This window comes from Nioella sediminis (genome assembly GCF_001879695.1).
GTDB lineage: Bacteria > Pseudomonadota > Alphaproteobacteria > Rhodobacterales > Rhodobacteraceae > Nioella > Nioella sediminis.
Map to the genome: position 1 here is coordinate 1 of NZ_MNBL01000108.1, position 25,882 is coordinate 25,882.

A 25,882-nucleotide genomic window follows, 5' to 3' on the forward strand; every position below is an offset into this window, starting at 1 on the left:
TCGAAGATCCTCGCATAAGCGGTTCTGGCCCTCGGGCCGAAACGCCTAAACCGATACCGCAAAGGCCCCCTCGAGGGGCCTTTGTCATGAAAGTCTGAGCGACCAGATCGCCAAGATCAATGCAAAGGCCGCCCAAAAGGGCGGCTTTTTTACCTTGAAACAGCGTTGCGATCGGCAGGCGTTGCCGCCGCGCAACTTTGCTTCGCAATGATAAAATTGTCATTGCCTAAAGTTTATAGATTCGATCTTTTGAGGGTCGTAGCGAGTCTTTTCGTATGTCGGTAGCAACCATCGGAAGTAGGCTCGCAACCCGGTATTCAGCCCGCGAGCCCTGTTCGGACAGATCGAACTAGGAGACTTAGAAATGGGGAATGCAGGGTCCATCTTTCGACCGCATATTACAGCCCTTACAGTGATGCTTTTGTCGACCACTGCAGTTGCAGCAGGTACGATCGAGGACTTTGTCGGGCCTGTCGGGCTTGGCTTTGTTCTTGCTGACGAAGAGGAAGGAGTGGTCGAGCCAGGGATCGCAGCCGTGACCGGCGCGCCGAATAATGATGATTTCGTTGGCAACGGGTTCTCCCCGGCCGGCGTACCGAACTGCCTTCGGTCGTCGCAGCCCGGTTCTGGATGCGCAGAAGGTCCGGGAACGGGCAACCGGTACAAAACCTTCCTGACCGGCAATGGTCCCATGGATCTTGTGTTCACCACTGCATCGAGCGGTGGAATCACAGAGTATTTCAACTTTGCGAAGACGTCGAACACCACGGGGGCGCGGATCGAGAGTCTTCAACTTGTTCTGGGGACCGGCACAGGGGATGGCTTCGTTGCCATGGATCCAAGCGACCCCAGCAATGCCGTGCTCTTTGATCAGCTGTCAGCCCTGAGCGGACAGGCCGTTGACTGGCCCTTTTTGGACGGTTCCGGCGAAGGTCAGTCGCCCTTGCAGCGCGTCTGGTTCCCTGACGGTCTGTTCGGAAACGGCGGCCAGGAGGGAGATATCGGCTTTTTCAGCACGGACCGGGCAGGATACATCGTATCTCAGAGTGATGATGGGACGATTCTGACGATCTACGATCTGACCAACGCAGACCATTCGGCGCTGTTCGGGGATATGCTGCTATCGCGAAACATGCTGCCCGACGGGATGTTCTGGGACGAGACCGTGGCGGACACAACCGACGAGGATGCCCTGATCGCCTGGTACGACAATCGTGCTGACGGCGGCAACGGCGCCTGGGTCTGGGGCAACATGAACGCCAATGCAATCGATGCGGAGCCGCGCCTCGACGCTCTTGCGGCCGCCCTGGGGCTCGCGGATCGGTCGGAGCTCAGCTATGTAGCGGGCGGTGAGGTTCCTGCCGACGTTGCCGCGCTGATGGAAAGCGGTGAGTTGTTCGAAGTCCTGCCGATCGAGGATCTGTCGAACCTCAACATGAACTTCAACCTCGATGTGGGTGACATACAGATCGGCGAATTCACAATCCGCGTCGTGCCGACATTTGCTCCCATCGTGGAAGCGGCGGGCAGTCCGTTCCAGTTCGCGGTGGCTGGTAGCCTTGACGCGGCAAACGTGCCTTTCCTGAATGCCGATCCGGCCTACCTGGCCCTGGTTGACGAGGTGATGGCGCTGCCCACGGAAGCAGAACGTCAACTGGCGCTGGAATCGCTTGGGCACAGTTTTCTGGGAGCCTATGGAGGGGTCAGCTACGAATTCGGATCCAATGCGCTCTTTGCTCTTGGCTCTCCTCTCTCGGGCAATGCCGACAGCGAAATGGTGACGAGCGGTGCAGGTCGCTGGATGATGAGCGAGACCGCCGAGGCCTTTGTTGCGCTCACCGGTTCTGGGTCCGACACGGAACGGACGCTCAACTCCGCCGGATACTCAACGTCGACTTCGGGGGTGCACGCTGGTGTGGAACTGTCCCTTGCTGATGGATGGTCGCTCGGGGTCATGCTGAGTGGCCAGAACGGCGAGGCAGATATCATGGCCAATCGCGGGTCCATTGATGCCACGTCCTTCGGCGCGACGGGTTTTGCTCGCTATTCCGGAGCGTTCAGCGGCGGCACGGCCCACCTTCAAGCGGCGATCGGTTATCAGTCCCTGTCCTTCGATTCCGTCCGCAACATTGCCTTTGGTGGCATTAACCAGACTGCACTGGGATCTACAGACGGTCAGGCGATGTTTGCAGGCCTGGAGGCGTCCTGGATGATGCAGTCTGGCAACTTGGCTTTCGGTCCCATGGCGTCGGTCGAATACTACGATCTTCGGGTGGATGAGTTTACCGAAACCGGTGCCGGGATTTTCAACCTGACGGTAGGTGCACAGGATAGCGAGATGCTGGTCAGCCGTGCCGGATTGAGCGCAGAATACTCCTCGATCACGGCAAGTGGAGATGCGCTTCGGTTCACTGGCGGTATTGCATATGCAAGCCGTAGTGGTGGCGACATGATGGTCAGCGGCGGGTTCGCAGGGTCAAACCTTCCGGCTATCATGACCCCGGTGGACAGCGTCGATGCCGAATGGATCGATGTCGGTTTTGGTCTGCACTATAGCTTCGCGGGCAATTCCGGGAACATGATGGATGTCGGGCTGGAATATCAGGGCTCTTTGTTCAACGATGGCTACGAAGAGCACCGCGTCGGGCTGAGCCTGCGCATGTCGTTCTGAGATACGGAACGCATCCTGTCAGTGGAGAGGCCGCCTTCGGGTGGCCTTTCTTTTCATGACGTCTTGAGTTAAAACGACATGCTGAAACATGGAGGGTGTCATGGACAAAGCCGCGATCTGAACCGTTTCCATTCAGACAAGAAAGGCCCATTCCATGGATGACCTATACCCCTCGCCAGACACCGTGCACCCGGTTCCCTTGCCCGATGGCAGCGTTCACGCGGGCACCGTTTTTCTCAAGCCCGTGATCGACCACCCCCGATGGGACATCGGGGCCTACAGCTATGCCAGCGCCCACCATCCCCCATCGGATTGGGCATTTCACCTTGCGCCCTATCTCTATGATTTCTCGCCCGAGCGGCTGATTATCGGCAAGTTCTGCCAGATTGCCGACGGGGTGCAGTTCATCACCGCTTCGGCCAATCACCGCTATGACGGGTTCACCAGCTTCCCCTTCGCGATCTTCGGAGGCGGGCCTGCTGCCGGACGGCCCTCGATGCCGGGGCCTGGTCCCGACACGGTGATCGGCCATGATGTGTGGCTGGGGCAGGGGGTGCGGGTGCTGCCCGGTGCCCGGATCGGCAGTGGCTGCATCATCGGCAGCGGCGCGGTCGTGTCGGGTGATATTCCGCCCTATGCCATTGTCGCGGGCAATCCCGCACAGGTGATCCGAATGCGGTTTCCAGAGGACATCATCGCCCGCCTGCTGGAGCTTTGCTGGTGGGACTGGCCGATTGAACGCATCTTGCAGAACGAGGAGGCCCTGTGCGCGGGCAACCTGCGCCTTCTGCAAGGCGAGTGAGGCATCGGCAGCTTTCCCCGCATACCCCGGCCAAAGCATGGCCCCCTGGGTCAGCCCGTGATAGGCTGACCCAGGACATTCAAAAGGTACGACACCATGATCCGTTCCACCCTGACTGCATTTGCCCTCACCCTCGCGCTGATCGGAGGGGGTGCCCCTGCGGATGCGCAACAGCGCGTGAGCGAACAGTTGATCCTGTCTGTGGAGCAAGAATTGCCGAACTATGTGCAGGGGGTCGATGTACGGTCCCTGTCGGCGGGACAGATTGCATCGCTTCATGCCGTTCTGCACAGCAGTCGCCCGCCTTCCCGAATCCGGGGTCAGGTCATTGCCATTCTCGGGGGGCTGGATGAGCTCTTGTTCGGGCGCAATCTGGCGGCACTCTGATCTCGCGCAATGTCTTGCGCCCTGTCCGCTGCTAGCTTGCGGACATGAGACTCGATCTTACCCTTCTGACACTTGGCGTCCTGTTTCTGGTTGGGCTTGCCGCCGATGAGATCGGGCGGCGTACACGCTTGCCCCGCGTGACGTTGCTGCTGCTGGCTGGTGTGGTTGCGGGCAGATCGGGGCTGGATCTCGTGCCTTCAGAGGCCGAGGAGTGGTACGAATTCCTGTCTGTTTCGGCCCTGACCATGGTCGCGTTCCTGCTTGGCAGCGCATTGACCCGCCGAAACCTTGCCGCGCACGGGACCGAGATCGTGGTGATTTCAATCAGCATCGTGCTGGTGACGTTGCTGGTCGTTGCGGGTGGTCTGGCACTGATCGGCGTCCCGCTCGGTCTGGCCCTGCTTCTGGGGGCGATTGCCACCGCCACCGCGCCCGCCGCGACCGAGGACGCGATCCGCCAGTCGGGCATGACCGGCGCTTTCCCCGACAAGCTGCGCGGCATCGTCGCCGTGGATGACGCCTGGGGTCTGCTCGCCTTCAGCCTGATGGCTGTTGCAGCGGGCGAGCTATATGGCAACGGCCACGAAGGGGTATTGCTGGACGCGCTGCGCGAAATCGGTGGGGCGCTGCTGCTCGGGGCTTTCATCGGGGTTCCGGGGGCGATGCTGACGGGCCGGATCAAACCGGGGGAACCCTTGCAGACCGAGGCGCTCGGCCTTGTCTTTCTGACCGCAGGGCTGGCGATCTGGCTGGAGGTCTCTTACCTGCTTGCGGGGATGACGGCGGGCATGCTGATCGTCAATTTCGCCCGGCATCACCGGCAGGCCTTCCACGAGATCGAGAATGCCCGATGGCCCTTCATGGTGCTGTTCTTTCTGCTGGCGGGCGTGTCGCTTGAACTGGGGCACCTGGCCACCATGGGCGGTCTCGGGCTGGCCTATCTGGCGCTGCGCATTGCAGCGCGCATTGTCGGCGGCTGGATCGGCGCGTGGCTTGGGGGGGAAAGCGCAGTTGAACGCCCCTGGTTCGGTATCGCCCTTCTGCCGCAGGCTGGCGTGGCGATCGGCATGGCGCTGGTCGCGGCGGAAAGCTTCCCCGACTGGGGGGATACGATCATAACGCTGACCATCGGAACAACGGTCGTGTTCGAGCTTCTGGGCCCACCTGCCACGCTATTTGCGTTGCGCCGCGTTGCCGGGAAAGAAAGCGGCCAGCCGCCTGCAAACGGGCCTTGATTCCGCCTGAGCGATGGCTTAACCGATGGCTCCAGTACAGGGGTGTAGCTCAGTTGGTAGAGCAGCGGATTCCAAATCCGCAGGCCGCGGGTTCGAATCCTGCCGCCCCTGCCACTCGAAAAGCCCGGCGGTTCTCGCCGGGCTTTTTCTTTCGATCCTGCCCGAAGGCCCCGCGCGGTCACAGCTCGTAGTAGTCTCGGTACCACTCGACGAACCGTGCTACGCCATCCGTAACCGAGGTGGATGGCGTGTGGCCGGTCAGGCGCTTCAGAAGCGTGGTATTCGCCCATGTCGCGGGCACGTCGCCGGGTTGCATGGCCATCATGTTCTTGCGGGCTGCGCGACCGGTTGCCGCTTCGATTGCCGCGATGAACTCCATCAACGGGACCGGGTTGGAATTCCCGATATTGACGACCCGATAGGGGGCGACGGGCGACAGGCTGTCGCCCTCCGGTAGTGCGGCGCCATCGGTCGGGCGAACCGGGGCAACGTCGATCAGCTTCTCGATTCCGGCAACGAGATCATCCACATAGGTGAAATCCCGCTGCATCTTGCCGTGGTTGTAGACGTCGATCGGCTCATCCGACAGAATCGCGCGTGTGAATTTGAACAGCGCCATGTCGGGCCGTCCCCACGGACCGTAGACCGTGAAGAAACGGAACATCGTAGTGGGCAGACCGTAGAGATGTGCATAGCTATGCGCCATGGCCTCATTGGCCTTCTTGGTGGCCGCATAGAAAGACATCTGGGTGTCGGCCTTGTCCGTTTCCGCATAGGGCATGTCCGGGTTCGCGCCGTAGACCGAACTGGTGGAGGCCAGCAGCAGATGCGCGGGCGGATAGGCGCGTGCGGCTTCCAGCAGGCGGAAGGTGCCAATCAGGTTGGCCTCGACATAGCTTTCCGGTGCCTCGATGGAATAGCGCACCCCAGCCTGCGCCGCGAGGTGGATGACCGCATCGGGGCGATGGTCGGAAAACAGCGTTTCCAGCAGGCCGGGCTGTTCGATCCTGTCATTGACGGCGCGAAAACTGCGCGACTGGCACAGCATCGCCTGCCGCTTTTCCTTGAGCGCGACGTCGTAGTAGTCGGTCATCGCGTCCACGCCGATCACCCGCCATCCGGCATTCAGAAGCGTCGACGAGAGGTGAAAGCCGATGAAACCGGCAGACCCCGTCACAAGTGCGGTGCGCTGTGGTTGGGGCATGTGAAAGGCCTTCGTCATCTAATGAAAATCGTGGTTTTTTGCAGTTGTGTACAGGCTTGCAGCAGCTTTGAAAACTGATAGCTCACATGCCGCTTCGCTGCGCTGAGATGCCTGGCACCAACCGGACACGTATTCGCCTTGGGTATAGTGGTATATTCGGCAGCATACCGCGCGGCGGCGAGAGACTTCTTGTGCCTCATGACAGGGATCGCTAAAGTCAAAGAGGCTGAAAAAGTGGCATTGTGCGTTTCTGTTGTCACTCGAAACGGCTTTTTATGGGCGAATGCCCAAAAAAAGGCATTCTGAAAGTGATCCTGCGAATGTTTCGCGGTTTATTAAGTCCGTAGGTAGTTCTGCATGCTGAGCCTGGTCAAATCCCTGACGCGAAATCAGAAAAGAAACGTCCTTCTGATCCTCGACCTTTGCCTGGTCCCGCTTGCGCTTGTTTTTACCTTTGCGGTTCAGGCGGATCCGCGCACGCCTCTGGAAACCCTGTCGCTGCTTCTTCCCGTGCTGCCGTATCTGCTGGCTGTCGCGGCTGGCGTTGCCATCGCCCTGGGCATTCCGCAGATCCAGCTCAATGCCTATGAAGGGCGGGCTCTGGCGAAGACGGCTGTTTTCGCCGCTTATCTCGGGGCAAGTCTGGCGGGATTGGGGTGGCTTTTCCAATTGAGTATTCCGATTGGGAACAGCATCGTCTTCGCAATCTGCTTCTTCATGTTCTCGGCGGTCAGTCGTGTTGTCATGTACCAGGTCGTGGTTGCGATCTACCGGCGTGAAATTCCGCGATGCAGGGTGTTGATCTACGGGGCAGGCACCACGGGCACCCAGTTGGCCACAGCCCTGAGAACTCATGAGGGGATCGACCCGGTTGCGTTCGTGGATGACAATACCGCCCTGCAGGGCGTTCTGATCGCCGGTCTGCCGGTCTACACGCCTGCCAGTATTGCGCGGATCGTTCAGGAAAAGAGCATTCGCCGGGTCCTTCTGGCGATCCCGTCTCTCAGCCAACCCAAGCAGGCACAGATTGCGCGGCGCCTGCAAAAAATGGGGCTGGAGGTGCAGACTCTCCCCTCCTTCGCGCAGCTGATCGGGGAAGAGCCGCTGGTCGAGAAGCTGACCCCGGTAAAGCCCGCCCAGTTCCTCGGCCGGGCACCCGTTGTCACCTCGCTTGGGGATGAGGGAAACAGCTATTCCGGCCGCACGGTCCTGATCTCCGGCGCAGGCGGTTCTATCGGGGCAGAGCTGTCGCGTCAGGTCCTGGCCTGCCGTCCCAAGAAGCTCATCCTGTATGAATTGAGCGAATATGCCCTGTTCAATATCGACATGGAACTGCGTCCTATGGCCGAGGAATCGGGTGTGGAGCTGGTCTCTGTCCTGGGCTCGGTAGCGGACGCGCGGCAGGTTCGGTTGGTTCTGGACGAATACCATGTGCAGATCGTCGTGCACGCAGCCGCCTACAAACATGTTTCCCTGGTCGAGGCGAACCCCCTGTCGGGATTGTCCAACAACGTTCTGGGGACCCAAACCCTCGCAAGAGAGGCCGAGTCCGCCGGCGTAGAACGTTTCGTGCTCGTGTCGTCGGACAAGGCCGTGCGCCCGTCCTCCGTAATGGGCGCCTCGAAACGGCTGGCGGAACTGGTTGTGCAGGATCTGGCCATTCGCACCACTGGGACGGTTTTCTCGATCGTCCGGTTCGGCAATGTGCTCGGATCCTCTGGCTCCGTCGTGCCGATCTTTCAGGAGCAGATCAGCCGCGGCGGACCGGTCACCGTGACCCACAAGGACGTTCGCCGTTATTTCATGACGGTCCGCGAAGCCGTGCATCTGGTCCTGCGCGCCGGGGCCATGGCCTCTGGCGGCGAGGTATTCGTTCTGGACATGGGCGAAGAGGTATCCATTGAACGGCTTGCCCGACAGGTCATCGAGAGTTCCGGATACACCGTGCGGGACGAAAACAACCCAGACGGGGATATCGAGATTTCCTTCATCGGGCTGCGTCAGGGTGAGAAGCTCCGCGAGGAGTTGACGCTTAGCAAGGATCGGCTGACCACGGCTCACCCCAAGATCTTTGCTGCCCGAGAACAGGCCTTGTCCGAGATCGAGGTGGCATCGGCCTTGCGCAGCTTGCGCGAGGCGATTTCCGGCGGCGATAAGGCAGCTGCATTTGCGGTGCTCGATCGTTGGATCGAGGGCCGCGACCAACAGAATGCAGCGACCCTTCATGGTGGCAATTAAGCTTTGATCGAGGTCTGTCACCCGAAAGACGCGCTTCGGGCAAAAGCGTCCGAAGCGGCAGAGGCGCAAGCTTGATCATGCCCCGGCGCGCGTGGTCTAAGAACCTCAAAGCAGGAGAACGGGTGTGCGCGGATTTCTAGATTTCGGGGGTATTGCAAAACCTGCCATTGCAGCCGTCACGGTGCTCCTTGGCGGTCTCTTCGGCTCTGTTGCGCAGGCCGATATCATCGGCACCCCTGTGTCAGGCCCGCGCCCCACGCTCAACTTCTATGGCACCGCTGGCCTGATCGACATGCCATCGGCCGAGGTCATGCCGGACGGCGAATTCTCGACCACGATCTCGCATTTCGGCGGCATCACCCGCAATACGCTGAGCTTTCAGATATCGCCCAGACTGTCAGGATCGTTCCGTTACTCCGCGACTGAGGGGCTGAACCTTGCCGGGTTCGAAACCTATTTCGACCGCAGTTTCGACCTGCGCTACCAGCTATTGCAGCAGCAGGAGGGCGGCTGGTGGCCTTCTGTCGCCATCGGTTTGCAGGATTTCGTGGGCACCGGGATCTACGCGGGCGAATACATTGTCGCCAGCCGGTCATTCGGGGATACGCTTACCGTGACCGGCGGTGTTGGTTGGGGTCGTTTGGGCAGCTACAATTCCTTCGGCGCACCATTCAGCAATGTGCGGCCGAGCTTTGTGCCCGGCGATACCGGCGGCGAAATCTCATACGATCAGTGGTTTCGGGGGCAGGCGGCTTTCTTTGGTGGCATCGAATGGCAACCGACAGACCGGCTTGGGGTGATCGTCGAGTATTCCTCGGACGCCTACCGGACCGAAACCGCACAGGGCGTGTTCGAACGCCGGTCACCGTGGAACTTTGGTATCGAGTACCAGGTAAACCGCTCGCTTCGATTGGGGGCCTACTATCTCTATGGGTCCGAAGTCGGTGTGAACCTCGCTTTCAGCTTCAATCCAAGCCGTCCCGTTACGCCAGTCAGCAATCGCCCGGTTCCCGGCCCGTTGGCCATCCGTCCCGATCCGGCTGAAAACCCTGACCTTTGGACCGCGGACTGGGTAGAGAACCCGCGTGCGCGCCCTGCGCTCGGGGAACGGCTTAGGGAAGCGCTCGAAGCCGAGGGGCAGGACCTTATCGCATATGATCTGGGGGCCTATGAGGCAGAGATCCGGATCGAGAATACCCGCTACACCGCTGTTGCGCAGGCGCTTGGCCGTTCCGCGCGGGTGATGGCGGAAATCCTGCCACCTTCGGTCGAAACCTTCCATATCACCCTGCTGGACGAAGGTCTGGCCGTCTCTACCCTGACATTGCGCCGGTCGGATATGGAGGCGCTGGAGCAGGAACCGAATGCAATCGAGGCGCTTCAGGCGGTTGCAGGCCTGCGGGCTGCGCAGCCGACCGAGGCGGAAGACCTTGTGGATGGCATGTTCCCCCGCTTCGACTGGTCTCTGAGGCCCTACACGCGGACCAGCTACTTTGATCCTGACAATCCCATACTCATCAACCTGGGCGTGCGCCTGTCTGCGTCCTACGAGTTTCATCCCGGATGGCGAATTGACGGCGCATTGACCCAGAGACTGGCTGGCAATCTCGATCAGGCGCGCACCTCGCCGTCTAATCTGCCGCCGGTCCGGACCAGTAGCCCGCTTTACGACCGGCAGACCGGCATTGCGGTGGAACGGCTGACCTTTTCTCATGCCCGCAGCCTCGGCAATGATCTCTATGGCCGTGTGACCGTTGGGTATCTGGAGCGGATGTATGGCGGCCTGTCAGCCGAACTGCTGTGGCGCCCGGTCAACAGTCGCCTCGCGCTTGGGGCCGAGATCAACTATGCCCGACAGCGTGACTACGATATGGGGCTGGGTTTCAGGGATTACGGCGTCGTGACCGGGCATGTTTCGGCCTATTACGACATGGCCAATGGCTATCACGTCCAGATCGATGCCGGTCGCTACCTTGCCGGGGACTGGGGTGCCACATTGTCCATCGACCGGGAGTTCCGCAATGGCTGGCGCGTTGGTGCCTTCATGACCCTGACCGATGTGTCGACCGAGGATTTCGGCGAAGGCAGCTTCGACAAGGGCATCCGCTTCTCGATACCTGTGACCTGGTTCACCGGGCAGCCGAGCCGTCAGTCCGTCGGCACCACGATCCGGCCTATCACCAGGGATGGCGGGGCGCGGCTTGGCGTGCCTGACCGTCTTTATGAACGGGTCCGGGATGGGCACCTAGGTAATATCGACGATCAATGGGCGCAGGTGTGGCGATGAAGCGAGTTCTGGCACTCATGGCGCTCTTGGCACTTGCGGGATGCGGGCAGGACGCGGCGAACAGCCCGTATGCGGCCGCGTTCGAGCAGATCCGCGGCGGCTTGTTCAACCGTGGCGATGCGCCATCGCAGTTTACGGCAACACGCGCCTCGTTGGCCGAGGCGGGCATCACGGCCCCTGTGCTTGTTGTCCGTATGCCGGATGCGGGTATTTCGGTGGGTTTGCTGGAATACGGCACGAACCGCGATGTTACCATCTGGCGCAGCCTCGATGGCAACACTGTCAGCACCGCCGCTGGCCTGTTGCGGAATACGCGGGGATTCGGCACCGATCTGCACAGCCTGGAGACCGAGGCGCTGCACCGCGCCCTGTCACAGGGGCAGCCGGCAGAGTATTCCCGCCTGTTCCGGGCGCTTGACGGCGAGGGGCAGCTTCACGCGATTCGTCTGTATTGCTCGCTCACTCCCGAAGGCAGCGAAACGGTCGACATCCTTGGTCGCAGCTACGCCACCCGCCGGTTCAGCGAGACATGTCATGCGGATGGGCGTGACACACCGGTTTTCGTGAACACCTATTGGCAAGGAAGCGACGGTGATTTGTGGCAATCGCGTCAATGGGCTGGTCCGGAATTGGGCTATGCCAATCTGGAACGCGTGATAAACTAGCATCTATCGCAAAAATCAGCCGAGACGCGCTTGCGCGGATTGAATCACGACAGCCATCGTGTTAGCTGAAGACAAGTAGTGTATTGGAGACTGACCCGATGAAAATCTCGAAAACCATTTTTGCAGCTACGGCCGTTTCCGCATTCTGCGTGACCGCCGCAAGCGCTCTTACCGTGGACCAGTGTGAACAGCTCGGCGGCAATGTCGATCTGGTAGAAGCTGAGTGCGAACTGACCGCAGCTCAGGAAGACGAAGCGCGCGCATTGGGCTGGCTGCCCGGTGGTAGTGCTGCTGCGACTGCAACTGCAACCGGTCTTGGCACCGTCGCAGGCAGCGGTGGCCTTCTTGCTGCCGGTGGCGGCCTGATCCTGACCGCGGTCCTGATCGGCGATGGTTCCTCTTCGACCACGACCTCTGGCAGCTGATCCGTTCGCCAGACGAAAAGAATTCGGGCGGCTCCTTTGGGCCGCCCTTTTCTTTGTAAGCGCGTTCGCCGTCGTATCGCGATCAGGGCAATGACGCGCGTGCTGCGCGGCCGGATCATCGGACGGCCTGCCGGGGGGCGACCTAGCCAGACTGACCGTCCGATCCCATGAACTCGTGGATCAGTTCGGAAACAGACGGGCTGTGTGCGGGCAGGTTGAAGAACCCATGCCCAACATTCGGATATCCCACGAAGCTGCAACGATCCGGCGGCCACAAGGCGCAGAAAGCCTTTGAGGTGGCGATCGGAACAACACTGTCGTCACTGCCGTGAACCGTCAGGCAGCGCAGGCTGTTCATCCGGTGCCAGCCTTTCCATCGCTGCATCGGAGATATGTCCGGAAGGCCTTCGGGCGGGATAACGCGATTGCAGAAGCCACCCTTCCCAGTATCCGCCACCGGATTAAGCAGAATAAGGCCGCTTACCCGGTTGGGCGCAGCAAACACCGCATCCAGCGCCAGAAGGCCACCAAACGACGCGCCCATGACGAACAGCCTCGACTCGGGCGGCGCTTTTCGGCGGCTCCAGTTCAGTGCATGGCTGGCATCGGCCAGCATCTGTTTCAGCGTTGCCCTGTTCCGGTTCAGCGTTCGGTATTCGGCAGCGATAATGGTCAGTTCCGGGTGATCCCTTGCAAGCTCCGTGCAGAAGGGGACCAGCATCTCCGGTCGTCCATCCACGCCACCGCCGCCGTGAAAGGCGAGGATCCGGGCCTTTTCCCTTACGCTTGCCGGGCGCACCAACGCGGATTGGCGCCAGCGAATTCTGGTTGAGGAGAAATGCAGCGGATTCGTCCCTTGCTTCACGAGCCCATCATGTTGCGGTTGTGATGTTCGATGGCTTCATCAAGGTCTTCGTAATAGATGGCGCGCCCCCCTTCCAGAACCACACCGACGTCGCACATATCGCGTAGTTGCTCTGTATTGTGGCTCACCATGAACGCGCCGGCTGTTTCCATGCGCTCCAGGAACAATCTTTGGCTTTTCTCACGGAAAGCCATGTCACCCACCGAGGTCACTTCGTCCACCAGATAGGTGTCGAACGGAATTCCCATGGATACCCCGAAAGACAGGCGAGATCGCATGCCCGAAGAATAGGATCTGAACGGCAGGTAGTAGTGCTGCCCAAGTTCGGCGAATTCTTCGACAAAAGCAGCGAGCTCTTCCGTGTCGACCCCGTAGACACGGGCAATGAACTTGGTGTTTTGGAAGCCCGTCAGATCCGGGTGGAACGATCCCGCAAAGCCGACCGGCCACGAGATCGAGCCGCTGGACCTGATTTCGCCTGACGTTGGATCCATAGCGCCCGAGATCAGCTGCAGAAGTGTCGACTTCCCAGCCCCGTTGCGCCCCAGAAGAGCCACCGAACTGTTGGTTGGCAGGGCAATGTTCAGGTTGTCGATCACGACCCTGCGCCGCCCGTTCAGGACGAACTCTTTTCGCAGGTTTCGAAACTCGATCATCTTTTCGGTCTCGTCACCGTCTGTCTCTCAGGCTGTATGCCACGAGAATTACCACGGTCCAGATCAGGAAGGCAAAGATGGAGATCGTGATCAGCTTTACCGGTCGATCCGGAAAGCCGGAGCTTTCCGCCAAGGACGGTCGCACATGGGCCGCAAGGTAGCGGCTCTGCCGTCGAGCCTCGTTCCGGGCACCATCGAAGGCCGCGAGGGCGGTGGTGTAGGCCTGCTCGGCAAACTCGCGGTCGACCTGCAGGCGCTCGTATTCGCCGACGAGATCGGCAAAGGCCACACCCCCCGCCCCACTTGTGCCAAGGACAGCGCGCTCTGCTTCGATGCGGTTCTCGATAACCGTGATACGGCGCTCTGCCTGGGTAATCCTCGGGTCATCGTCCCGCGTGGTTGTGTCCCGAAGAATATCAAGCTCGATCAGCGCTTCGGCCAGTTGCGCCTGCAGGTTTGTCACCAGACCCATCTGGCCAGCCGTGTCAGCCGTCGGATCAACCGTCTGGTTTTCGTTGCGCCATTCAGCGAGGGCGATCCGTGCGCGGGCGAGGCGCTCCTCTGCCTGATCCAGCTCGTCTCGGGCGTAGCTGATCGCATCCTCTCGGGCGATGGCCGAGAGCTGGTTGATCATGGCGCTGCTCTCTTCGAAAATCAGCTGAGCAATCGACCGTGCGTCCTGGGGTGTGAAGGCCAGAACTTCAAGGTCGATCAGGCCGGTGCCGCTGGCATAATAGATGCGCACCTGGCGGTCCCAATGATCAAGCAGGTCCTCGATCGTGCCCGGCGCGTGGTAGGCGAAAACCGGATCGTCGGCAGGGTCCACGCGCGACCAGATCGACCGGAGATCGAGTTCCGTGTCGATTCTTTCGACAAGCTCCTGACTTTGCAGGAATTCATAGAGGATATCCGTATCGGAAGAGCTTGACCCGGACAGGTTCGTGATGCCGCCCAAAAGCTCGATTGCAGAACTGGAATCCTCGGTGCGCACCGAAAAGCCGACACGGGAAATATACTGGTCAGCAGCGCGGAACCACAGGTAGTAGGCCGAGATTGCCGTCGGCAGAATGACCATGATCAGCAGGGAAAACACAAGTCCCCAATGACGTGACCTCCATTTTGCGGTTGCTGCAACCGGTGTTGCTGCACGCTTGGGGCCAGTCTGATTTTCGCCAGGAGCCTCCTTTTTCGCCGCAGGGTTTGTCGCGGCCTGAGGAGACGCGGCGGCCAATGGCGTTACCGGCTTTTCGCCTTTTGCGTTCTCAGACATTTGAGGATTGGCCATGAACAGGAAGACCTTGCAAGGAGGAGATTACTATGACTTCTTGCTAACCAATGACAGCAGCTTTTTCCAGCATCCATTCCACGGGCTTCATATGTCTTCCGTAATCGAATCGGCCGCCGGCAAACCGTCGACATCCGTTCGACAGGTTCCTCGTTTCACGTCGGTTCGCACCATCGGGGCCCTTATTTTAAGGGAGATGAACACGAGCTACGGCCGATCCCCTGGGGGATATATCTGGGCAGTGCTTCAACCGGCCGCGGGTATTGGAATGATGGTTGCCTTCTTCTCAGCGGGCTTTCGGGCGCCCCCACTGGGCACCAACTTCGCGCTTTTCTATGCCACCGGTCTGCTTCCGTTCATGATGTTTACGGATCTTGCAGGCAAGATCGGCCAGGCGCTGAACTATTCCAAGGCGTTCCTTGCCTATCCAAGGATAACGTTCATGGACGCGATCATCGGACGGTTCATCCTGAATACCCTTACACAACTTCTGGTTAGCTACATTCTAATCGCCTCCATTCTGTTCATGTTCGAAACCAGAACCACCCCAGTGATGGGCAGGGTTGCATTGACCTATGCGATGGTCGGCTCGCTCAGCTTCGGAATAGGGGTGTTGAATTGCTTCCTGACATCCCGCTTTCGGGTTTGGCAGCAGGTCTGGAGCATCCTGATGCGGCCGATGTTCCTCATCTCGGGGATCTTCTTCATGTATGATGACATACCCGAACCCTATCGGTCTTACCTCTGGTACAATCCGGTCATGCATATCACCGGAGAGATGCGCGCAGCGTTCTACGTCAACTATGGGGGCGACTATGTCTCTCCGGGCTATGTTTTTTCGATTGCCCTGGTGACAAGCGCCTTCGGCCTTCTGTTCCTGCGTCGCTATCATCGGGATCTGCTTCATTCCTGAGGCGCGAGAAGCCTGCGCCCCGACGATCGAACCAAGATAAACCCCATCGACGGACCTGCACAATGTTCCCGGGGCTTTATGTTTCGTTGGCACAGGACGGCGCGTTACCGCCAGGTGTCAGGGCCTGTAATCCTCCGCGATGAACGTCTCGGGCGCAAACTCCGGTTCATCCGTCATCCGATTGACGGCAGCCGCGAAAGCCGTGGGGTTGGACGGGTCGAGATGCTGTAGCTGCCACGGCGCGAAGCGCCACCAGCGTGACCGCAGTATCGGTGCCGCTTGCTGCATGGGCAGCCGGTATTTCTTGATCGTAGCGGGATTGCCGGCAACGACCGCGAAAGGGGGCACATCCTTGGATACAACCGCGTGTGCGGCAACAATGGCGCCATCGCCGATCGTGACACCCGCCCCGATATAGGCACCGTGCCCGATCCAGACATCGTTTCCAATCGTCGTGATCTTTGCCTTGGTTGCCGGCCCTTGATAGCTGAACTTGTAGCTGTGATAGGCCGCGGCATCCCGAAACCCATTCCCGAGACCATAAAGGCGGTCGCCCAGATAGAAGGCGGGGCTGGTCGAGACCCAGTGAAGCGGGTGGTTTTGCCGCCCGATCTGCACGTTCTCCCCGAAGGAACAGTACCGGCCGATGCGGGCTGCAAAACAATACCCGGAAACCTGGTACGAAAAAGCGCCAAGGTGAATGGAATGCTCGTACTGGGTCCACTTGAGGCTCGACGGGGCCTCGATCCTGCTGTCACGCGGCAGATTGAGATTCGCGTCGGGGCCACGTGGCAACACTTCAATGCCCTTGCTTTGCAGCGTTTCGATCGGAACCGAGATCATGCTCATTTTGTCGTCACTCCCTGCTCACTCCCTGTCGAGTGCCTGTCTCAAGATGCTTTGCGCCAAATTGTCTTCGGCAGAAAACTCGATCACGTGCCCATTCGCGGCATTCCGAACGGCATCCCCCTGGGCGCCGATGTCGAACGCGTAGACCGGTAGCCCCGTCGCAATGCATTCATGCGTGGTGTAGGAAAAGGTCTCGGGCCAGATCGACGGTATCAGCCAGCGGGTTATGCCATATCTCGCGGCAAGGGAATCGAGCTCGGTGACATGGTAGTTGCCATGTACCGGAACCGACCGGGGCAAGCTGAATGCCGGGTCGATGTTCCCGATCAGCACGAGCTGGAAGTCGCCCCGTGCCTCTGCAATCCTGGCAAGATTCTGCGCTACGGCGGCCCCTTTCTGAAGGCCGATATTTCCGAGGATGCCGATGACTTCCACGTCTGCGTTGCCCTTCTCAATAAGCGGCACGGGCTGCGCCAAGCTATGCGGAACGACGCGCAACACCGGCTCTGCGCCGGGATAGGTCGCAAGAACGAGGCTACGGCTGCTTTCGGAAAACACCGTGACCTGATCGGCGGCGTCGATCAGCTGTCCCCATTCTTTCTGCCAGTCTGCCAAAGTGGCTCGGGTGCGATCCGGGCGCCGCGCCATATGTGCCCGGTCGCTGCGCTCCGGCAGAACAGGTCCACGATAGATGCCGTCGGAATCGAGCAGGCAGTAGGAGGGCGAGATCGGAAAGTAGTCATGCACCAGGACTTCCAGCTTGTCTTGCCGGTCGTCGGCACGGCGCACAAGCCGACGCAGAAGGGCTGGCAGCTCGATCGGATCCGCGTCGCCAACCCCACAGGAATAAATGATCCGCCTTTGGGGCAGCACATCGAGAAGCCGCTCCAGAAAGCCGAAGTCATCGGTTGTTCCGGTGCTTTCGCCATCGGGGGTCCGAACCTCGACCTGAAAGCGCTGAGGCCCGCCAACCCTGACGACAACAGAGGACTGGCCTTGCTGCAACTCGTTGTGAATCCTGTTCAGCAGATAGTGCTCGGCCCCGCCCCCAAGCGAATGCGCGAGGTAGACGGGAACCGGATCGGACGAACGTACCGCCACGAAGGCCATGGCCAAGGCGATTCGCGCGGTGATCATCGGATCAGCTTGGATGAATTCCTGAACCTCCCGGTCATAGGTCGGATAGCGGCTGGCGACGAGTTCGTTGTTCTTCTGGACAAGAGCCTGCTTTTCAGCCGAGCCGAAGCTTTCGCCACCCTTGTGCTCGACGAACAATCCCGCAAGCCCAAGATGCAGCCCCCCCAGGGCGCGCGCTTTGCGGCACCAATCCACCTCTTCGCCGTATCCGCGCCCGAAGGCGGTATCGAGCGTGGGAAGGCGACGCAAAAAGGCGATGTTCATCGCCATGCAGAACCCGACCCCTGTCGGCGCCTGCTCAAGGTCCGCTTGCGGGTGAAACTGTCGGGCCAGCGTGTCGATCGCATCAGCCTCTCCGGGTTTCAGGTCGGTCTTCGTGCAAATGGCCGGAACCGAGAAGATCTCGGCATCGTTGGACATCGGGGTAACGGTTGCGACATTTTCCTGACCGACCAGGGGGGCGATCAGTCGGCTTGCCCAGGCCTCGGGCACCAGCGCGTCCGAGTTCAGCAAAACGACATGGGCGCCTCGCTTTAGCGCATATTCCAGGCCTTTGTTGACGCTTTTGATAAATCCGAGATTGGCGTCATTCTCGATCAGGTGAACGCGGTCCTCGCGGGAACTGGCCCAATCACGCAGGAAGGGGCGGACGCGCGGGTCGGGGGACTTGTCTTCGATAACCGCCAGTTGCCATGGCAGATCGGTGTGTCTTTCGACCCGGTCCAGCACATCCGGCAGCAGGTCAAACGCATTATACACCGGCAGCACGATGGTGATGGGGGTTTCTCTGAGGCCCGCAGGCGGCGCATGGCCATCATCGAACAAGTTGGTGTGCATCGGCCCTGCAACCGGGTGGGCGTCAAGATCAAGGATCGCCTTGACCCGCGCCCGGTGCAGCGGGTCTTTGGTGGCCTGCCATTTCAGAATTGACGGGCTGGCACGTAGCAACACCCAGGCAAACCGCAGGCCTAGCCACATCCGGGCCAGTGCCTGCTTGACGGCGGACGGCGTCCTGAGGTGGCATTGGTATTCTGCGTTGCCTTGCCGCAGCGTCAGTTCGAACGGACCCAGGGATAGCGGTGCTCCGACCGAGAAACCAACCTCTGGGTCAACCCCGAGCGCCGTCGCCACATCGGCACGGTTCAGATGCGGCCGCTGAACAAGCTGCCCCCCGTGCCAGGACAGAACGATCTGATCCGCCGTCGTCCACCCGTTGAACTGAATGCGGTTGCCGTGGATTGCCGTGCTTTCGACATAGCCTAAACGAGCGCCGTCGACCTCGGGCAGAGCCGCCCCCCTGCCTGTGATCGCCAAATGCCGGTCAGCGTATCGGGCGAACAATCCACGGATTCGGTTGAACACAGTCAATCCCTGCACTTGCCGCGAAAACCCCGGCGGTCCGAGCGACATTTTTTACATGCCCGGACGGCGGGCCAGTGGCGGTGTGTTTAACCGCTGGTCATAGGTCTGTCCACACGAGCCCGGCAGATCGTGGAAAACGTCATGGCTTGCGCCGAAAGAGATTGCCAATGGTTTGAAACACTAGATCGAAATCGTAGCAGGTGCTCTGGTTGCGTTGATAGATCAGGTCAAGCCGGGCCTTCATGGGGATGCACAGGCGACAATAGACGTCGTCTGTTTCCTCCGGGGTTGTGCAGCGCCCGAGCAGGCGCTCCTCATGCTTGTGATAGGTGATGGTGGCCAGCCCGGTCACGCCGGGGCGGCTTTTCAGGACCTCGCCATAGATCTCCGGGAATCGCTCGACATACTCGCGCAGGGGCGGGCGGGGGCCGACGAAGCTCAGGTCGCCGCGCAGGATGTTCCAAAGCTGCGGAAATTCGTCCAGCCGCTTGCGGCGCAGCCAAGCCCCGGTAGGAGTGATGCGGGCGGCCTTGTGCGCCCCGGAGACGCCGCTGTCCTCCTCGACCACGGTCATGGTGCGGAATTTCCACAGGCGAAAGCTCTGATCGGGCGTCTTCATGCGTTCCGCGGCGTAGAAGATCGGCCCCCCCTGTTCGCGCCATATCTTCCAGATCAGCCACAGGATGATCGGGCCAAGGATGATGACCAGCAGGCTTGCAAAGAAAAGGTCGAAGATACGCTTGCGCCAGGTCACCGCCGCTGCTCCCACTGATCAATGAACGCGCGCCATTCCGCCACCAGCCTGTCGGCGTGCCCGGCCCGTTCGTCCAGCGCGGTAAACCGTCCTAGCGTGTCTGTGTCCAGCACAACTTTCGGGATGGCGGTGTCCGGGGCGGTTCGTGCCGACCAGCGATGCGGCACTGCATCCAGCAACGCCCCCATTTCGACCCCGCCGGGGCAAGCGACGTTCATCAGGGCCGGCAGAGCGCGCCCCGCACCCGCCGCCACGCAAAGATCGGCGAGTATCCGCGCCAGCGTGGCCGGGCCCACATAGCTGCGGCAGGGGGTGCGGCCATCGGCAAAGCGATCCAGCGTGAACGGGTCCTTGGTGGGAAGGCGGCCCAGAATCTGATCGGCGCCCGCGACATTGCCGATTCTGAGGCATGTCACGGGGCCTCCCGCCCGGGCCAACGCCTGCTCCATTTCCAGCTTGGCGATGCCGTAGGGGGCCATTGGACGGGCCGGGTCGCCTTCGCGGCACAGCCCGTCAGCGCGCCCGTAGACCGCGGCAGAGGAGGCGACGAGCAGGGGGATGTCGCCCGATGCGGCCCGGGCGGCCAGCGCGATCTCTCGGTTGCGCGTCACATCCGCGCCCGAGGCCGGGGTGACGCCCGCAAGGCACAGGACAACATCGCATTCGGAGACGGAGTCTTGCAGAGCCTTTGGTTGCGACAGGATATCGAATGCATTGATATCATTGGACTGCCCGGCCCTGCGACCATGCCAGGCGGGCACAAATCGCGTCTCCTGCCGCCAGCCCCATTGCAGCATCCGGCCAAGCCGACCTGTGGCACCAAGTACCAAAACGCGCATAAAATCACCTTTCCTGCCTGAAACCGTTGACCCCCGGGATGCAGGTCGTATTTTGCCCAGAAGTTGCGTATCAATACAAACCAGCAATTTGCAGTGGGACCGGGCATGAATCTTTCTCTTCGAACAGTTGGCGTTTTTGCAATGTGCCTGCTGTTGACGGCTTGCTCCTTGCCGCGTGGCGCTGGAATCGAACAGGAAATCACGGCCGGTGCAAATGATGCCGATGCCGATTTTGCCATGTACCCGGTGACAAGGGACTTCCTTCCGACCCTCGCGGAGTGGCCGGTGGTGGGCGAGCCAGAACTGAACTGGATCACCGCAAGTGCCGGGGCCCGCACGCAGATCATCAATCCCGGCGACGTGGTTGCCATCACGATCTGGGACAGCAACGACAACTCGCTTCTGGCCGCTCCGGGCCAGCGGGCGGTGAACCTGGAAGAAATGCGTGTTGGGGCCAATGGCACGATTTTCATGCCTTATATCGGCGATACCCGTATTTCCGGCCTGACCCCGCAGGCGGCGCGCGCGCGCCTCCAGTCCGAGCTGGAGGCCATCGTGCCCTCCGCCCAGGTGCAGCTCGCCATGGCGGCTGGTATGCATAGCTCGGTCGATCTGGTGGGGGGCGTCAACGCGCCGGGAACCTACCCGATGCCCGACCAGTCCTATTCCGTGCTCAGCCTGATCTCTCAGGGTGGCGGTGTGTCCGGTGCCCTGCGCAACCCGCAGATTCGCCTGATGCGTCATGGCCAGCTTTATGGCACTTCCATCGCCCGGCTCTATTCCGAACCGCATCTGGATACCCGCCTTGTCGGTGGCGACCGCGTGATTGTCGAGGAAGACCGCCGCTATTTCCTGTCGCTCGGTGCGGCAGGCATTCAGGATCAGCACGCCTTCCCGCAGGATGTGGTGACTGCGCTTGATGCGATGTCGATCATCGGGGGGGTGTCCTCCAGCCGCGCCGATCCCGAGGGCATCCTGATCCTGCGCGAATATCCGGCTTCGGCCCTGCGCACCGGCCAGCGTGGCCCGCGTCAGGAACGGGTGGTCTTCACGCTGGACCTGACGACATCCGATGGTCTCTTCTCGGCACGGAATTTCCGCATTCAGTCAGGGGATCTGGTGCTGGCGACGGAAAGCCCCGTCAGCTCGGTCCAGACGGTGTTCAGCCTCTTTGGCAGCGCCTTCGGCCTTGTCAACGCGGTCACCAACTAAGTTGGCTCACGGCAGGGCAATGGGCCGCGCCTTGGGCGCGAGCCCGTTGATCCGGTCGATATGCACGGGCAGGCAGCGGGTCAGGAAATCGTAATTCTCGACCACATGGGCGCGGGCGGCGCGGCCCAGATGGGCATAGTCGCCCGGCGCGGCCAGCACCTCGACCACCTGCCGGGCAATCGCCTCAGGCTCGAAGAAATCCACCAGTAGGCCGGTCTCCCCGTGCTGCATGGCCTCTCGCACCGGGGGCACGTCTGACGCGACGATTGTGGCCTCCATCGACATGGTTTCCAACAGCGACCAGGACAGCACGAAAGGCACCGTCAGGTAGATGTGGCAGCGCGACAGCTGCATGACCGTCTGGTAGTCGGAATAGGGGATGCGGCCCAGGAAATGCACCCGGCTCCAGTCCACGCGGTCGCCCACCTCGCGCTCCATCTCGGCGCGATAGCCACCGGCCTGCTGGCTTTCCTTGCCGTAGGACACCTCGCTTCCACCTATGATCAGCGCGCGGGCATTAGGGCGCGCGTCGAGGATATGGGGCAGGGCGCGCATGAAGCTGTGAAAGCCGCGCGTGGGTTCCATGTTGCGGGCCATGTAGGTGAAGATTTCATCCTCGCGCGTGACCGACCGCCCGAGCCTGTCCAGCCGCACAGCCGCATTTGGATTGGGCAACAGCCGATCGGTGCGGATACCGTCATGGCAGGTGTATATCTTGTCCTGAAAGCTGTCAGGGTAGGTCCGTTTTTGCCACTGGGTCGGCGACTGACCCAGGTCCACGGTTTGCAGATTGGCGAAGTTGACCGCGTTTCGGGCGTGCATGATGTAGGGCGTGGCGGGGTTCGATGGAAATTCCGGGTCGAACCCGACCGATCCGCCCTCGGCCAGAAAGTAATACTCGAAATAGCCAAGCACCGGCACATCGGGCCAGACGATCTTGGTAAAGGTCAGCTCGCCCCATCCCACATGGCCAAGGATCACGTCGGGGGTGAAACCCTCGGCCTGCAGCTTCTGGCAGGCCAATGCCGCGCCATATCCCGCCCCGGTGCACTGTTCCCAGTAACGCGACAGGCCGTAGGCATCCTTGGCGGGGGCATGATGCGGCGCGTATTGAACGACGCGAATACCGGGCGAGGAGGCGACACCCTTTCTCTGGGTCAGGAACACGATCTCATGCCCGCCCTGCGCGGCCAGCCAGTCCACCAACTGGCGATATTGGCCGGGAAAGTTCTGGTGGATGAACAGCAGTTTCATAGGCGGGCCGTGATGTGAATGCGAAAGGGCGGGACCGTTACGCTAACGTCCCCGCCCTCTGGTGCAAGGTTTTCGTTAAAGCAGCGTTGCCAGATAGGTGCCGTAGCTGTTCTTTTTGAACATCTCGGCGCGCTCGGCCAGGGCGTCTCGGGTGATCCAGCCCTTCTCGTAGGCGATCTCGTCAAGGCAGCCGGTCTGCAACCCTTGCCGCTTTTCCAGCGTTCGCACGAAGTTGCCCGCATCCAACAGGCTGCCATGGGTGCCGGTATCGAGCCATGCATAGCCACGCCCCATGCGTTTTACATTCAGCAGGCCGTCGGCAAGGTAGGATTCCAGCAAGGTGGTGATCTCGAGCTCATTGCGGGCGGAGGGTTTGACCTGCCGGGCCCGTTCCGGCGCGGTGCCGTCGAGGAAGTAAAGCCCGGTCACGGCGTATTTGGACGGCGGAACCTCGGGTTTCTCGATGATCCCCGTGACATCGCCCGCGTCGTTGTAGGACACCACGCCATAGCGTTCCGGGTCGGACACGTGATAGCCGAAGACAGTGCCGCCCGTTGCCCGGGCGTCGGCCTCGGCCATGATCTCGGGCAGGCCATGGCCAAAGAAGATGTTGTCGCCCAGAACCATGGCGGAGGGCGCGCCGTCCAGAAACTCCTCGGCGAGGATATAGGCCTGTGCCAGCCCGTCGGGCGACGGTTGCTCGATATAGGTCAGGTTGATGCCCCACTGGCTGCCATCACCCAGGGTGCGTCTGAACTGGTCCTGATCCACGGGCGTCGTGATCATCGCGATGTCCCGGATGCCAGCCAGCATCAGAACGCTGAGCGGATAGTAGATCATCGGCTTGTCATAGATTGGCAGCAGCTGTTTCGACACGCCGATGGTGATCGGATAGAGCCGGGTGCCCGAGCCGCCTGCGAGGATAATGCCTTTGCGATTGGTCATTGGGTCTGATCCTGAATCTCTTGAATGATCTGGGAAAGGGAGCTGCGCCAGTCGGGGCGGGAAATGCCGAAACGCTCGGTCGTGTCGGAACAGTCCATCCGCGAATTCGAAGGCCGCTTTGCCGGGGTGGGGAACGCGCTGGTGGGGATATCGACAACCTCGCAGCTTATGCCCGCCTGAAGGAAGATCTCTCGCGCGAAGTCGGCCCAGGACACGTCCGGCGCGCCGGAAAAGTGGTAGGTGCCGGATTTGGAGCGGTCCGCGCGCAATTGCGCGGCGATGGACAGGCAAGCCGCGGCGATGTCCTGTGCGGGGGTGGGGCCGCCCACCTGATCCGCGACGATGGTTAGGCGGTCACGCTCGGCCCCGAGGCGCAGCATCGTCTTGACGAAGTTGCTGCCATGGGCAGAGACCACCCAAGAGGTGCGCAGGATCACGGACGTACCGCCCGCCGCCTGTATCGCCGCCTCACCAGCCAGCTTGCTGCGCCCGTAGGCCCCGAGCGGGCCGGTGGGGGCGTCGACCGACCATGGCGCGGTGCCAGAGCCGTCAAAGACGTAATCGGTGGAGAGATGGATAAAGGGAATGCCCAGGTCGGCGCAGGCCCCGGCCATCGCCCCGGGGGCGCCCCCGTTGACCAGCGTTGCGGTGCCCTCGTCACTTTCGGCCCGATCGACGGCCGTATAGGCGGCGGCGTTGATGACGGCATCGGGCCGGCAACGCAGGATCGCCTCGGCACAGGCCGCGGGATCGGTCAGGTCGGCCTTGGTGCGGTCCAATGCGCGCAGGTTTGCCTGACGCTGCAACTCGGTCGCGACTTGACCGGTTTTGCCGAAGACGAGGACCGTCATGCCCGGACCCCAAGCCGCTCGCCCACACCCTCGCGGCCCTGCAAGGCGCGCCACCAGGGTTCATTGTCGAGATACCACAGGACGGTGCGGCGCAGCCCCTCCTCCACGGTCACCGACGGGCGCCAGCCCAGTTCCTCGCGGATGCGGGTGGGGTCAATGGCGTAGCGCGCATCGTGTCCGGGACGGTCGGTCACGAAGGTGATCTGGTCGGCGTAAGACCCGTCTGTTTTCGGGCGCAAGTCATCCAGAATAGCGCAGAGTGTTTTCACCAGATCCAGATTGCTGCGTTCGTTTTCTCCACCGATATTGTAGGATCGGCCAGGCGCGCCTTTCTCCACCACCAGCAGCAGCGCGTCGGCATGATCCTCGACATACAGCCAGTCACGGATATTCGACCCATCCCCGTAGATCGGCAGCGGTTTGCCCGCCAGAGCATTCAGGATGATGACCGGGATCAGTTTCTCGGGGAAATGATAAGGCCCGTAATTGTTGGAACAATTGGTCAGCACCACGGGTAGTCCATAGGTCTCGTGCCAGGCGCGGACCAGATGATCGGACGCGGCCTTGGAGGCGGAATAGGGGCTGCGCGGGTCGTAGGGCGTCTCCTCGGTGAACTGTTCCGAGGGGTCGGCGGGCAGCGACCCGAACACCTCGTCCGTTGAGATATGGTGAAAGCGAAACCCGCCGGGCTTGCCCTGTGCGCCCCAGTATTTCCGCGCCGCTTCCAGCATGTTGAAGGTGCCGGTGATGTTGGTCTCGATGAAATCGCCGGGCCCGTCGATAGACCGGTCCACATGGGATTCCGCCGCCAGATGCATGATCGCGTCGGGCTTGTGATCTGCGAAGACCCGGTCCAGCGCGGCCCGGTCGCGGATATCGGCATGCTCGAAGGCATAACGCGGGCTGTCCGCCACCTGCGCCACGTTGTCGAGGCAGGCGGCATAGGTCAGCGCGTCGAGATTGACAACCTCGTGGCCCCGCGCCACCGCCAGCCGCACAACGGCAGACCCGATGAACCCGGCCCCGCCGGTGACCAGAAGCTTCAT

Annotated in this window: 22 protein-coding genes and 1 tRNA gene; 11 read left to right on the forward strand and 12 right to left on the reverse strand. The window is 61.1% G+C overall.

Going from position 1 to position 25,882, the window contains the following annotated elements:
• Positions 1–415: 415 nt before the first annotated feature.
• The 5 genes from BKY26_RS13455 (at position 416) to BKY26_RS13475 (ending at position 5,209) form a co-directional block, all read left to right on the forward strand.
• The gene (locus tag BKY26_RS13455; RefSeq protein ID WP_071690906.1) at positions 416–2,671 is read left to right on the forward strand and encodes a choice-of-anchor F family protein; all 2,256 of its coding nucleotides are present in this window, start codon (positions 416–418) and stop codon (positions 2,669–2,671) included.
• 154 nt (positions 2,672–2,825) lie between these two features.
• Positions 2,826–3,473 (forward strand): CatB-related O-acetyltransferase, encoded by a 648-nt coding sequence (locus BKY26_RS13460; RefSeq protein ID WP_083431449.1) that lies wholly within the window; start codon positions 2,826–2,828, stop codon positions 3,471–3,473.
• A 96-nt stretch (positions 3,474–3,569) separates the two neighbouring features.
• Positions 3,570–3,860 carry a hypothetical protein gene (locus BKY26_RS13465; protein WP_071690907.1) on the forward strand — a complete coding sequence of 97 codons (291 nt, stop codon included), beginning with the start codon at positions 3,570–3,572 and terminating at the stop codon, positions 3,858–3,860.
• 44 nt (positions 3,861–3,904) lie between these two features.
• Entirely contained in the window at positions 3,905–5,095 is a 1,191-nt protein-coding gene (locus tag BKY26_RS13470; RefSeq protein WP_071690908.1) for a cation:proton antiporter, read from the forward strand.
• Between the two features lie 38 nt (positions 5,096–5,133).
• Positions 5,134–5,209: transfer RNA gene (locus tag BKY26_RS13475), tRNA-Trp, on the forward strand.
• A 64-nt stretch (positions 5,210–5,273) separates the two neighbouring features.
• On the opposite strand, the gene BKY26_RS13480 is transcribed toward BKY26_RS13475, so the two are convergent.
• Complete coding sequence (locus tag BKY26_RS13480; protein ID WP_071690909.1) at positions 5,274–6,299, reverse strand: NAD-dependent epimerase/dehydratase family protein; 1,026 nt, start codon at positions 6,297–6,299, stop codon at positions 5,274–5,276.
• 357 nt (positions 6,300–6,656) lie between these two features.
• Between BKY26_RS13480 and BKY26_RS13485 the strand changes: the two genes are divergently transcribed.
• The 4 genes from BKY26_RS13485 (at position 6,657) to BKY26_RS13500 (ending at position 11,914) form a co-directional block, all read left to right on the forward strand.
• Positions 6,657–8,537: a polysaccharide biosynthesis protein gene (locus tag BKY26_RS13485; RefSeq protein ID WP_071690910.1), complete on the forward strand. Its 1,881-nt coding sequence runs from the start codon at positions 6,657–6,659 to the stop codon at positions 8,535–8,537.
• A gap of 124 nt (positions 8,538–8,661) precedes the next feature.
• Positions 8,662–10,824, forward strand: a complete 2,163-nt coding sequence (locus BKY26_RS13490) for a YjbH domain-containing protein (protein WP_131541869.1) — start codon at positions 8,662–8,664, stop codon at positions 10,822–10,824.
• Positions 10,821–11,489 carry a YjbF family lipoprotein gene (locus tag BKY26_RS13495; RefSeq protein ID WP_158514341.1) on the forward strand — a complete coding sequence of 223 codons (669 nt, stop codon included), beginning with the start codon at positions 10,821–10,823 and terminating at the stop codon, positions 11,487–11,489. The genes BKY26_RS13490 and BKY26_RS13495 overlap by 4 nt, the downstream gene beginning before the upstream one ends.
• 149 nt (positions 11,490–11,638) lie before the next feature.
• A complete protein-coding gene (locus BKY26_RS13500; protein WP_127561864.1) occupies positions 11,639–11,914 on the forward strand; it encodes a hypothetical protein in 276 nt (91 codons plus the stop codon).
• A gap of 142 nt (positions 11,915–12,056) precedes the next feature.
• Here the strand turns inward: BKY26_RS13500 and BKY26_RS13505 are convergent, their stop codons facing one another.
• Genes BKY26_RS13505 through BKY26_RS13515 form a run of 3 tightly spaced genes read right to left on the reverse strand, consistent with a single transcriptional unit; the run spans position 12,057 to position 14,510 of the window.
• Positions 12,057–12,779 carry an alpha/beta hydrolase gene (locus BKY26_RS13505; RefSeq protein WP_071690913.1) on the reverse strand — a complete coding sequence of 241 codons (723 nt, stop codon included), beginning with the start codon at positions 12,777–12,779 and terminating at the stop codon, positions 12,057–12,059.
• Positions 12,776–13,435, reverse strand: coding sequence for an ABC transporter ATP-binding protein (locus BKY26_RS13510; RefSeq protein WP_071690914.1), 660 nt, complete (start codon positions 13,433–13,435; stop codon positions 12,776–12,778). Before BKY26_RS13510 ends, BKY26_RS13505 begins: the two co-directional genes overlap by 4 nt.
• Before the next feature lie 13 nt (positions 13,436–13,448).
• A complete protein-coding gene (locus BKY26_RS13515; protein WP_245764457.1) occupies positions 13,449–14,510 on the reverse strand; it encodes a KpsE/RkpR family capsule polysaccharide export protein in 1,062 nt (353 codons plus the stop codon).
• Between the two features lie 208 nt (positions 14,511–14,718).
• On the opposite strand from BKY26_RS13515, the gene BKY26_RS13520 reads away from it, so the two are divergent.
• A complete protein-coding gene (locus tag BKY26_RS13520; protein ID WP_227435039.1) occupies positions 14,719–15,633 on the forward strand; it encodes an ABC transporter permease in 915 nt (304 codons plus the stop codon).
• A gap of 117 nt (positions 15,634–15,750) precedes the next feature.
• Here BKY26_RS13520 and BKY26_RS20800 read toward each other — a convergent pair whose 3' ends face one another.
• The 4 genes from BKY26_RS20800 to BKY26_RS13540 form a co-directional block, all read right to left on the reverse strand.
• Positions 15,751–16,482 (reverse strand): CatB-related O-acetyltransferase, encoded by a 732-nt coding sequence (locus BKY26_RS20800; RefSeq protein WP_071690915.1) that lies wholly within the window; start codon positions 16,480–16,482, stop codon positions 15,751–15,753.
• 18 nt (positions 16,483–16,500) lie between these two features.
• Positions 16,501–18,933, reverse strand: coding sequence for a glycosyltransferase (locus BKY26_RS13530; RefSeq protein WP_227435041.1), 2,433 nt, complete (start codon positions 18,931–18,933; stop codon positions 16,501–16,503).
• 187 nt (positions 18,934–19,120) lie between these two features.
• Positions 19,121–19,735, reverse strand: coding sequence for a sugar transferase (locus BKY26_RS13535; RefSeq protein WP_071690937.1), 615 nt, complete (start codon positions 19,733–19,735; stop codon positions 19,121–19,123).
• Positions 19,732–20,574 carry an NAD-dependent epimerase/dehydratase family protein gene (locus BKY26_RS13540; RefSeq protein ID WP_071690917.1) on the reverse strand — a complete coding sequence of 281 codons (843 nt, stop codon included), beginning with the start codon at positions 20,572–20,574 and terminating at the stop codon, positions 19,732–19,734. The genes BKY26_RS13535 and BKY26_RS13540 overlap by 4 nt, the downstream gene beginning before the upstream one ends.
• Before the next feature lie 237 nt (positions 20,575–20,811).
• Between BKY26_RS13540 and BKY26_RS13545 the strand changes: the two genes are divergently transcribed.
• The gene (locus BKY26_RS13545; RefSeq protein ID WP_342714976.1) at positions 20,812–21,786 is read left to right on the forward strand and encodes a polysaccharide biosynthesis/export family protein; all 975 of its coding nucleotides are present in this window, start codon (positions 20,812–20,814) and stop codon (positions 21,784–21,786) included.
• 6 nt (positions 21,787–21,792) lie between these two features.
• On the opposite strand, the gene BKY26_RS13550 is transcribed toward BKY26_RS13545, so the two are convergent.
• The 4 genes from BKY26_RS13550 to rfbB all read right to left on the reverse strand — a co-directional run bounded on the left by BKY26_RS13550 (position 21,793) and on the right by rfbB (position 25,882).
• Positions 21,793–23,040, reverse strand: coding sequence for a glycosyltransferase family 4 protein (locus BKY26_RS13550; protein WP_071690919.1), 1,248 nt, complete (start codon positions 23,038–23,040; stop codon positions 21,793–21,795).
• Positions 23,041–23,115: 75 nt separating this feature from the next.
• Positions 23,116–23,985, reverse strand: a complete 870-nt coding sequence (gene rfbA / locus BKY26_RS13555) for a glucose-1-phosphate thymidylyltransferase RfbA (protein ID WP_071690920.1) — start codon at positions 23,983–23,985, stop codon at positions 23,116–23,118.
• Positions 23,982–24,836, reverse strand: coding sequence for a dTDP-4-dehydrorhamnose reductase (rfbD, locus tag BKY26_RS13560; protein WP_071690921.1), 855 nt, complete (start codon positions 24,834–24,836; stop codon positions 23,982–23,984). Before rfbD ends, rfbA begins: the two co-directional genes overlap by 4 nt.
• The gene (rfbB, locus tag BKY26_RS13565) at positions 24,833–25,882 is read right to left on the reverse strand and encodes a dTDP-glucose 4,6-dehydratase (protein WP_071690922.1); all 1,050 of its coding nucleotides are present in this window, start codon (positions 25,880–25,882) and stop codon (positions 24,833–24,835) included. Before rfbB ends, rfbD begins: the two co-directional genes overlap by 4 nt.

Bases quoted from the DNA above. Each gene is read 5' to 3' on its own strand.
- BKY26_RS13455 (WP_071690906.1), top strand. From the start codon at position 416: ATGCTTTTGTCGACCACTGCAGTTGCAGCAGGTACGATCGAGGACTTT.
- BKY26_RS13460 (WP_083431449.1), top strand. From the start codon at position 2,826: ATGGATGACCTATACCCCTCGCCAGACACCGTGCACCCGGTTCCCTTG.
- BKY26_RS13465 (WP_071690907.1), top strand. From the start codon at position 3,570: ATGATCCGTTCCACCCTGACTGCATTTGCCCTCACCCTCGCGCTGATC.
- BKY26_RS13470 (WP_071690908.1), top strand. From the start codon at position 3,905: ATGAGACTCGATCTTACCCTTCTGACACTTGGCGTCCTGTTTCTGGTT.
- BKY26_RS13480 (WP_071690909.1), bottom strand. From the start codon at position 6,299: ATGCCCCAACCACAGCGCACCGCACTTGTGACGGGGTCTGCCGGTTTC.
- BKY26_RS13485 (WP_071690910.1), top strand. From the start codon at position 6,657: ATGCTGAGCCTGGTCAAATCCCTGACGCGAAATCAGAAAAGAAACGTC.
- BKY26_RS13495 (WP_158514341.1), top strand. From the start codon at position 10,821: ATGAAGCGAGTTCTGGCACTCATGGCGCTCTTGGCACTTGCGGGATGC.
- BKY26_RS13510 (WP_071690914.1), bottom strand. From the start codon at position 13,435: ATGATCGAGTTTCGAAACCTGCGAAAAGAGTTCGTCCTGAACGGGCGG.
- BKY26_RS13515 (WP_245764457.1), bottom strand. From the start codon at position 14,510: ATGGTCATTCTGCCGACGGCAATCTCGGCCTACTACCTGTGGTTCCGC.
- BKY26_RS13520 (WP_227435039.1), top strand. From the start codon at position 14,719: ATGAACAGGAAGACCTTGCAAGGAGGAGATTACTATGACTTCTTGCTA.
- BKY26_RS20800 (WP_071690915.1), bottom strand. From the start codon at position 16,482: ATGAGCATGATCTCGGTTCCGATCGAAACGCTGCAAAGCAAGGGCATT.
- BKY26_RS13540 (WP_071690917.1), bottom strand. From the start codon at position 20,574: ATGCGCGTTTTGGTACTTGGTGCCACAGGTCGGCTTGGCCGGATGCTG.
- BKY26_RS13545 (WP_342714976.1), top strand. From the start codon at position 20,812: ATGTACCCGGTGACAAGGGACTTCCTTCCGACCCTCGCGGAGTGGCCG.
- BKY26_RS13550 (WP_071690919.1), bottom strand. From the start codon at position 23,040: ATGAAACTGCTGTTCATCCACCAGAACTTTCCCGGCCAATATCGCCAG.
- rfbA (WP_071690920.1), bottom strand. From the start codon at position 23,985: ATGACCAATCGCAAAGGCATTATCCTCGCAGGCGGCTCGGGCACCCGG.
- rfbD (WP_071690921.1), bottom strand. From the start codon at position 24,836: ATGACGGTCCTCGTCTTCGGCAAAACCGGTCAAGTCGCGACCGAGTTG.
- rfbB (WP_071690922.1), bottom strand. From the start codon at position 25,882: ATGAAGCTTCTGGTCACCGGCGGGGCCGGGTTCATCGGGTCTGCCGTT.